General features: G+C 71.2%; 5 protein-coding genes. 3 read left to right on the forward strand and 2 right to left on the reverse strand.

What is annotated here, in order from left to right; genetic code table 11:
* Positions 1-173: 173 nt before the first annotated feature.
* On the forward strand, positions 174-2,612 hold the full coding sequence (locus ACWGH1_RS34910) for a RelA/SpoT family protein (RefSeq protein ID WP_453357239.1): 2,439 nt from the start codon (positions 174-176) through the stop codon (positions 2,610-2,612).
* A gap of 81 nt (positions 2,613-2,693) precedes the next feature.
* Here the strand turns inward: ACWGH1_RS34910 and ACWGH1_RS34915 are convergent, their stop codons facing one another.
* Together ACWGH1_RS34915 and ACWGH1_RS34920 are read right to left on the reverse strand one after the other, a co-directional pair.
* Positions 2,694-3,923: a DUF349 domain-containing protein gene (locus tag ACWGH1_RS34915; protein WP_453409350.1), complete on the reverse strand. Its 1,230-nt coding sequence runs from the start codon at positions 3,921-3,923 to the stop codon at positions 2,694-2,696.
* A gap of 196 nt (positions 3,924-4,119) precedes the next feature.
* Positions 4,120-4,899 (reverse strand): peptidylprolyl isomerase, encoded by a 780-nt coding sequence (locus ACWGH1_RS34920; RefSeq protein ID WP_453356428.1) that lies wholly within the window; start codon positions 4,897-4,899, stop codon positions 4,120-4,122.
* 163 nt (positions 4,900-5,062) lie between these two features.
* On the opposite strand from ACWGH1_RS34920, the gene ACWGH1_RS34925 reads away from it, so the two are divergent.
* Both ACWGH1_RS34925 and hisS read left to right on the forward strand, forming a co-directional pair.
* Positions 5,063-5,773 carry an MBL fold metallo-hydrolase gene (locus tag ACWGH1_RS34925; protein WP_453356429.1) on the forward strand — a complete coding sequence of 237 codons (711 nt, stop codon included), beginning with the start codon at positions 5,063-5,065 and terminating at the stop codon, positions 5,771-5,773.
* A gap of 10 nt (positions 5,774-5,783) precedes the next feature.
* On the forward strand, positions 5,784-7,043 hold the full coding sequence (hisS, locus tag ACWGH1_RS34930; RefSeq protein ID WP_453356430.1) for a histidine--tRNA ligase: 1,260 nt from the start codon (positions 5,784-5,786) through the stop codon (positions 7,041-7,043).
* Positions 7,044-7,088 lie beyond the last annotated feature (45 nt).

The raw sequence follows: 7,088 nt of genomic DNA on the forward strand, positions 1-7,088 counted from the left end.
CCCGGGAGCTCCCGGGTGCCCGCCGCTTTCGCGTATCCGGTCCGCCGCCCGGGCCGGGGGGAGACTCGGAGAACGAGCGGACGCAACCCTCGCTACCATGGGTTATCCGGACCTGACCGGGGCCCCGGATCCTCCTCCGGACTCCGTCCGGGGGGACCCCCAGAGGAGCGCTCTTGCCAGACGAGGTCCAGCCACTCTCCGCCGCGCAGCCCGACCCGCAGGCCGAGCAGGCCGCGGCGGCCGCCGCCACGCCCCCGCCCGCCCCGCCGGTCAAGCCCGTACCGCCGGTCAAGCCGGCTGCGGCGAAGCCGGCCGGGTCCTCCAACCGCGTGCGCGCCCGCCTCGCCCGCCTCGGGGTCCAGCGTTCGAACCCGTACAACCCCGTACTGGAGCCGCTGCTGCGCATAGTCCGCAGCAACGACCCGAAGATCGAGACGGCCACGCTGCGCCAGATCGAGCAGGCGTACCAGGTCGCCGAGCGCTGGCACCGCGGACAGAAGCGCAAGAGCGGTGACCCGTACATCACCCACCCGCTCGCGGTGACGACCATCCTGGCCGAGCTCGGCATGGACCCGGCCACCCTGATGGCGGGTCTGCTGCACGACACCGTCGAGGACACCGAGTACGGACTCGAACAGCTCAGACGCGACTTCGGCGACGCCGTCGCCCTGCTCGTCGACGGCGTGACCAAGCTGGACCGGGTCAAGTTCGGCGAGGCCGCCCAGGCCGAGACCGTGCGCAAGATGGTCGTGGCCATGGCCAAGGACCCCCGGGTGCTCGTCATCAAGCTCGCCGACCGCCTGCACAACATGCGCACCATGCGCTACCTCAAGCGGGAGAAGCAGGAGAAGAAGGCCCGCGAGACCCTGGAGATCTACGCCCCGCTGGCCCACCGGCTGGGCATGAACACGATCAAGTGGGAACTCGAAGACCTGTCCTTCGCGATCCTGTACCCCAAGATGTACGACGAGATCGTGCGCCTGGTCGCCGAGCGGGCCCCCAAGCGCGACGAGTACCTCGCGGTCGTCACCGACGAGGTGCAGGCCGACCTCCGGGCGGCCCGGATCAAGGCCACCGTCACCGGCCGGCCCAAGCACTACTACAGCGTCTACCAGAAGATGATCGTGCGCGGCCGCGACTTCGCCGAGATCTACGACCTGGTCGGCATCCGGGTCCTGGTCGACACCGTCCGCGACTGCTACGCGGCCCTCGGTACCGTGCACGCGCGGTGGAACCCGGTCCCCGGCCGGTTCAAGGACTACATCGCGATGCCGAAGTTCAACATGTACCAGTCGCTGCACACGACGGTCATCGGGCCCAGCGGCAAGCCGGTCGAACTCCAGATCCGCACCTTCGACATGCACCGCCGCGCCGAGTACGGCATCGCCGCGCACTGGAAGTACAAGCAGCAGACCGTCGCGGGCACCTCCAAGGTCCGCACCGACGTCCCGCAGGCCGCGAAGGGCAGCGCCGGCCAGGACACCGTCAACGACATGGCCTGGCTGCGCCAGCTGCTGGACTGGCAGAAGGAGACCGAGGACCCGGGCGAGTTCCTCGACTCGCTGCGGTTCGACCTCTCGCGCAACGAGGTCTTCGTCTTCACGCCCAAGGGCGACGTCATCGCGCTGCCCGCCGGCGCCACCTCGGTGGACTTCGCCTACGCCGTCCACACCGAGGTCGGCCACCGCACCATAGGGGCGCGGGTCAACGGGCGGCTGGTGCCGCTCGAATCGACCCTGGACAACGGCGACCTGGTGGAGGTGTTCACCTCCAAGGCCGAGGGCGCCGGTCCGTCCCGCGACTGGCTGGGCTTCGTCAAGTCCCCGCGCGCCCGCAACAAGATCCGCGCCTGGTTCTCCAAGGAGCGCCGCGACGAGGCCATCGAGCACGGCAAGGACGCCATCGCCCGGGCCATGCGCAAGCAGAACCTGCCGATCCAGCGGATCCTGACGGGCGACTCCCTCGTCACCCTCGCGCACGAGATGCGCTACCCCGACATCTCCTCCCTGTACGCGGCGATCGGCGAGGGCCACGTGGCCGCGCAGGGCGTCGTGCAGAAGCTGGTGCAGGCCCTCGGCGGCGAGGACGCGGCCAACGAGGACATCGAGGAGAGCGTCCCGGCCTCGCGTGGCCGCAAGCGCCGCGGCAGCGCCGACCCGGGCGTGGTCGTCAAGGGCGTCGACGACGTCTGGGTCAAGCTGGCCCGGTGCTGCACCCCGGTGCCCGGCGACCCGATCATCGGATTCGTCACGCGCGGCAGCGGCGTATCGGTCCACCGGGCCGACTGCGTCAACGTGGACTCGCTGTCCCAGCAGCCCGAGCGGATGCTGGAGGTCGAGTGGGCGCCCACCCAGTCCTCCGTCTTCCTGGTCGCCATCCAGGTCGAGGCGCTCGACCGGTCCCGGCTGCTGTCGGACGTCACCCGGGTCCTGTCGGACCAGCACGTCAACATCCTCTCGGCGGCCGTGCAGACCTCCCGCGACCGGGTGGCCACCTCCCGGTTCACCTTCGAGATGGGCGACCCGAAGCACCTGGGCCACGTCCTGAAGGCCGTGCGCGGCGTCGAGGGCGTGTACGACGTCTACCGGGTCACCTCGGCCCGCAGGCCGTAACGCCGGCGGCCACCGGGTCCCGGAACGACGGTGGGCGCCACCCCGAGGGGGTGGCGCCCACCGCGCGGCGAGCTTCGTCCGTCAGCCGCCGAACTCCTCCAGGCCCTTGAGCGCCTGGTCCAGCAGGGCCTGGCGGCCCTCCAGCTCGCGGGACAGCTTGTCGGCCTTCGCGTTGTTGCCCGTGGCGCGGGCCGCGTCGATCTGCTGGCGCAGCTTGTCGACCGCCGCCTGCAGCTGACCCGTCAGACCGGCCGCACGCGCCCGCGCCTCCGGGTTCGTACGGCGCCACTCGCCTTCCTCGGCCTCCTGGATGGCCCGCTCCACGGCGTGCATCCGGCCCTCGACCTTGGGCCGCGCGTCACGCGGTACGTGGCCGATGCCCTCCCAGCGCTCGTTGAGGGAGCGGAACGCGGCCCGGGCCGCCTTCAGGTCCGTCACCGGGACGAGCTTCTCGGCCTCCTCGGCCAGCTCCTCCTTGAGCTTGAGGTTCTCCACCTGCTCGGCGTCGCGCTCCGCGAAGACCTCGCTGCGGGCCGCGAAGAACACGTCCTGCGCACCGCGGAAACGGTTCCACAGGTCGTCCTCCGCCTCCCGCTGCGCGCGGCCCGCGGCCTTCCAGCTCTCCATCAGCTCGCGGTAGCGGGCCGCCGTCGGGCCCCAGTCCGTCGACTTCGACAGCGACTCGGCCTCCGCGACCAGCTTCTCCTTGGCCTTGCGGGCCTCCTCGCGCTGCGCGTCCAGCGAGGCGAAGTGCGCCTTGCGGCGCTTGGAGAACGCCGAGCGGGCGTGCGAGAAGCGGTGCCACAGCTCGTCGTCGGACTTGCGGTCCAGCCGGGGCAGACCCTTCCAGATGTCCACCAGGGCGCGCAGCCGCTCGCCCGCGCTGCGCCACTGGTCGCTCTGCGCCAGCTGCTCGGCCTCGGTGACCAGCGCGTCCTTGGCCGTACGGGCCTCGTCCGCCTGCTTGGCCTTCTGGACCTTGCGCTCTTCGCGCCGCGACTCCACCGTCGCGACCAGCTTGTCCAGCCGGACGCGCAGCGCGTCGAGATCGCCCACGGCGTGGTGCTCGTCCAACTGCGTGCGCAGGTGGTCGATCGCCGTCTGGGCGTCCTTGGCGGACAGATCGGTGGTCCGCACCCGCCGTTCGAGGAGGCCGATCTCGACCACCAGGCCCTCGTACTTGCGCTCGAAGTAGGCCAGGGCCTCCTCAGGGGTGCCCGCCTGCCAAGAGCCGACGACCTGCTCGCCCTCGGCAGTACGCACGTACACGGTGCCGGTCTCGTCGACTCGGCCCCACGGGTCGCTGCTCACAGCGCCTCCTCCACCTGATGCCTCGCGAGGGGTTCGCCCCCGGGCATCGTCCACAGTTTCCTGGGGCGGGCCGCGCCCGCCCTGCACAACGCCAACATAGGCGACCGCCGGGCCGGCTGTCCGCATCCCGCACGACGCAATATCGACGTACGGGCGGGAGGCCGGCCGCGTCCGGCCGCCGCTCCGCCGGTCCCGGTCAGTTCTTCGTGACGGTGCCCTTCTCGATGGTCACGGGGTTCTTGGGAGCGCCGTCCTGGGCCCCGTCGGCCGTACCCGCCTTCGCGACGTCCTCCACGACCTTGAGGCCGGCCGCGTCGATCTTGCCGAAGGGCGTGTACGAGGGCGCGAGCGGGCTGTCCTTGTACACGAGGAAGAACTGGCTGCCGCCGGTCCCGGGCCTGCCGGTGTTCGCCATGGCCACCGTGCCCGCCGGGTAGATCACCTGGCCCTGTTCGTTCGGCTTGCCCAGGGCGTCGAGGTTCTCGTCCGGGATGGTGTAGCCGGGGCCGCCCATGCCGGTGCCCTGGGGGTCGCCGCACTGAAGCACGAAGATGCCGCTGGTCACCAGGCGGTGGCACTTGGTGTTGTCGAAGAAGCCCTTGTCGGCGAGCGACTTGAACGAGTTGACCGTCTGCGGGGTCTTCGCCGCGTCCATCTCGAACTTGACCTCGCCCGCGCTCGTCTTGAGGTCGAAGGTGTACTTGGCCTTCTCGTCGATCGCCATCGCCGGGGGCGACTGCTTCGGGGCCGGGGAGGCGGAGGGCGAGGGCGTGTCCGCAGCCTCGGGCTTCTTGTCCTTGGAGTCGAAGACACCGCCCGCCACCAGGCCGACCAGTGCCGCGACCAGCACGGCCACGGCCGCGCCGACCACCGCCGCGCGGCGGCGCGCCTTCTGCCGGGCCTCGGCCCGCCGCTTCCGCTGGCGCTCGTACTTCTCCCTGGCGAGCTGTCGCCGACGCTGATCGCTGCTGACCACCGGTCGTCTCCTTGTACGTCTCTGGTACCGCTGTCCGGGCTGGGATAGGCCGTACCGTATATGGGTTCGCTGTGTCATGAGCCGCGCCGGTAGGCTCTGAGCAGCGGCATCGCGCTCCGTGCGCGCCGCCCGAGCTCCCGCCGGACGACGATTGAGGACGAACGTGCTGATTGCCGGGTTCCCCGCAGGGGCCTGGGGGACCAACTGCTATGTGGTCGCCCCCGCCGCCGGTGAGGAGTGCGTCATCATCGACCCGGGCCACCAGGCCGCCCAGGGCGTCGAGGAGACGTTGAAGAAGCACCGGCTCAAGCCCGTCGCGGTCGTCCTCACCCATGGCCACATCGATCATGTGGCCTCGGTGGTCCCGGTGTGCGGAGCACACGACGTACCGGCCTGGATCCACCCCGAGGACCGCTACATGATGAGCGACCCGGAGAAGGCCCTCGGCCGCTCCATCGGGATGCCGCTCATGGGCGAGCTGACCGTCGGCGAACCGGACGACGTCCGCGAGCTGACCGACGGAGCAAGCCTCAAGCTGGCCGGGATGGACTTCTCGGTGGCCCACGCGCCCGGGCATACCAAGGGGTCGGTGACCTTCCGGATGCCCGAGGCGGCCGACATCCCGTCGGTGTTCTTCTCGGGCGACCTGCTCTTCGCCGGCTCCATCGGACGCACCGACCTGCCCGGCGGCTCCCACGCCGAGATACTCCGGTCGCTGGCCCGCGTGTGCCTGCCGCTGGACGACTCGACGGTGGTGCTGTCCGGCCACGGTCCCCAGACCACCATCGGGCGCGAGCGCGCGACCAACCCGTACCTGCGGGACGTCGCCGCCGGCCTGGGGGACGGCGCCGCCGCCCCACGACGAGGAATGTGACGAGACTTCCGTGAGCACCTTCAAGGCCCCCAAGGGCACCTACGACCTGCTGCCGCCCCGTTCCGCGACGTTCCTCGCGGTGCGCGAGGCGATTTCCGCACCCCTGCGGAACTCGGGCTACGGGTACGTGGAAACCCCCGGTTTCGAGGACGTCAAGCTGTTCTCCCGCGGTGTCGGCGAGTCCACCGACATCGTCAGCAAGGAGATGTACACCCTCACCACGAAGGGCGGCGACGAGCTGGCCCTGCGGCCCGAGGGCACCGCGTCCGTCCTGCGAGCGGCGCTCCAGGGCAACCTGCACAAGCTCGGCGGGCTGCCCGTCAAGCTGTGGTACTCCGGTTCGTACTACCGCTACGAGCGGGCGCAGGCCGGCCGTTACCGCCACTTCTCGCAGGTCGGCGCCGAGGCCATCGGCGCCGAGGACCCGGCGCTGGACGCCGAGCTGATCATCCTCGCCGACCAGGCGTACCGCACCCTCGGGCTGCGCGACTTCCGGATCCTGCTGAACTCGCTGGGCGACAAGGAGTGCCGCCCGGTGTACCGGGAGGCGCTCCAGTCCTTCCTGCGCGGGCTGGACCTGGACGAGGAGACCGTGCGCCGGGCCGAGATCAACCCGCTGCGCGTCCTCGACGACAAGCGGCCCGAGGTGCAGAAGCAGCTGACCGGCGCCCCGATGCTGCGCGACTACCTGTGCGACGCCTGCAAGGCGTACCACGAGGAGGTGCGGGCGCTGGTCACGGCGGCCGGCGTCGCCTTCGAGGACGACGAGAAGCTGGTCCGCGGGCTGGACTACTACACGCGGACCACCTTCGAGTTCGTCCACGACGGTCTGGGATCGCAGTCCGCGGTGGGCGGCGGCGGCCGCTACGACGGCCTGTCCGAGATGATCGGCGGACCGGCGCTGCCGTCCGTGGGCTGGGCGCTCGGCGTGGACCGCACGGTGCTGGCCCTGGAGGCCGAAGGCGTCGAGCTGGACATCCCGGCGGCCACGTCGGTGTTCGCGGTGGCGCTGGGCGAGGCCAAGCCGGTGCTCTTCGGACTGGTCACCGAGCTGCGCCGGGCGGGAGTCGCGGCCGACATCTCGTACGGCGGCAAGGGCCTCAAGGGCGCCATGAAGGACGCGAACCGCTCGGGTGCCCGCTTCGCGCTCGTCGCGGGCGACCGGGACCTGGCCGAGGGCGTGGTGCAGCTCAAGGACATGGAGTCCGGGGAGCAGAGCCCGGTGGCCGTGGCCGAGGTGGTCGAGGTGCTGCGGGCGAAGCTGGCCTGACGGCCGCCGCCCGCGGGGGGCGGGCCGGGGGAGTGTCCCCCGGCC

It is taken from the genome of Streptomyces sp. NPDC054883, from assembly GCF_053610645.1.